The organism is Synechococcus sp. BA-120 BA3 (assembly GCF_034931285.1).
Lineage (GTDB): Bacteria > Cyanobacteriota > Cyanobacteriia > PCC-6307 > Cyanobiaceae > Cyanobium.
The window spans coordinates 1-1,551 of sequence record NZ_JAYGHZ010000167.1; the positions used below are offsets into that span (position 1 = coordinate 1).

General features: G+C 75.8%; 1 protein-coding gene and 1 pseudogene. One reads left to right on the top strand and one right to left on the bottom strand.

All coding sequences use genetic code 11. The features are described from left to right. Window positions 1-1,333, bottom strand: a 1,333-nt coding sequence (locus VB737_RS06940; RefSeq protein WP_500312195.1) for a helicase, incomplete at its 3' end; no start/stop codon positions are given. 43 nt (window positions 1,334-1,376) lie between these two features. On the opposite strand from VB737_RS06940, the pseudogene VB737_RS06945 reads away from it, so the two are divergent. Continuing rightward, window positions 1,377-1,551, top strand: a pseudogene (locus VB737_RS06945) (prephenate/arogenate dehydrogenase); the annotation flags it as partial.

Genomic DNA, 1,551 nt, shown 5'->3' on the forward strand with positions numbered 1-1,551 from the left:
GCCCCGCCACGCCCCGCTGCAGCCGGTTGAGGGCCTCGGGCAGCAGCAGTTCCCGGAACCAGTCACGGCCCTGCTGGCGCAGCACCCCGACCCGGGCCGCCGTGAGCGGATCCTCCAGGCTGGCGATCGGCAGCAGGCCCACCACCACCTGGCAGGGCAGGGGCAGGCGCGGCTGGTGCTCCAGCCACCAGTCCCAGTTGCAGCACACCACCCCGTTGCTCTCCGGCGCCAGGTTCTGGTGGCACACCCGGCTGCCGAACTCGGCGGCCAGGCCGCTGGCCAGGCCCAGGTACAGGGCCGGGTCGTCGATCAGCACCACCGACAGGCCGCCCTGGCCCAGCACCAGCCGCCGGCCCTGCTCCAGCAGGTGCTCGGCGTACTGGGGACTGTTGGGCAGGGGCTGGCGCAGGGGGGCGTAGAGGGGCAGGGGGTCGGAGAGGGGGGGATCGGCCAGATCCAGCACCACCGCGGGCTTCAGGCCCAGGGCGGCAACGGAGGCGGGCTGGCCCTCCGCCGCCCGGCCGGTGGCCAGCTCCCCGATCAGCACGGCCCCCCGCCCCACCAGCAGGCCGGCCAGCTCGCCCAGGGGTTCAAGGGGTTGGCGCAGCAGGTTCCACTGCAGCAGGGAGGGATCCACCCGGGCCCAGCTGCTCCAGCCCGCCCCGGCCCTCAGCCAGCGGGGCCAGGGCTCCGGCAGGGGCTCCAGCAGCCGCAGCAGGTGGCGCAGGGGGGCTTCGTCATCGTCGGCCAGGGCCACCAGTCGGTGCGGGGAGCGGGGATGGGCGAGCACCCGGCGGCTGAGCCGCTCGTGCAGGCCCAGCAGGCAGCCCTCGGCACTGGGCTGGACGCGGCGCAGCTGGTCCCAGTGGCGGGGCTCCAGCTCCACCTCCAGGGCCTCGCGCAGGGCCGCCTCCAGGGTCTCGGCCTCGGGGATCACCAGCTGCCGATCCCCCAGTTCGCCCTGGCGCCAGGCCGCCACCAGTTCGCGGTGATCGAGCAGCCAGAGCGGCGTGCCGGCGGGGGCCCCGGGCCCTTCCCAGCAGGCCAGTTCCAGGCCCACGCTGCGCAGCCGGGGCCACTCCACCCGCAGCAGCCGCTGGCGCAGGGCCGGGGTCACCACCAGGGCCAGGGGGGCCTCGCTGAGGGCCAGGGGCACCAGCAGGCTGATCCACCAGCTGGGGGCGGTGCCGGGGGCCAGCCGCACCAGGGTGTGGTCGGCCCGGCGCAGGCTGCGGGCCACCAGGCGGCTGAGGGTGAGGTGGTGGGGCCAGCGTTCCACCCCCTCCCGCTGCAGGAGAGCCTTGAGGTGCTGGTGGGCGCGGGCTTCCAACATCGCCGGATCGTAGGAAGCTGGCCCCAGCCGATCCGCAGCGACGATGACACCCCTCTGGCAGCGCGAACCGGTGGGGGTGGTGGGCCTGGGTCTGATCGGCGGCTCCCTGGGGCTCGATCTGATCGCGGCCGGGGCGCAGGTGCGGGCCCTGGTGCACCGGTCGGCCACCGCCGAGCGGGCCAGGGAGCGGGGGCTGGCCAGCGCGGGGAGCACCGATC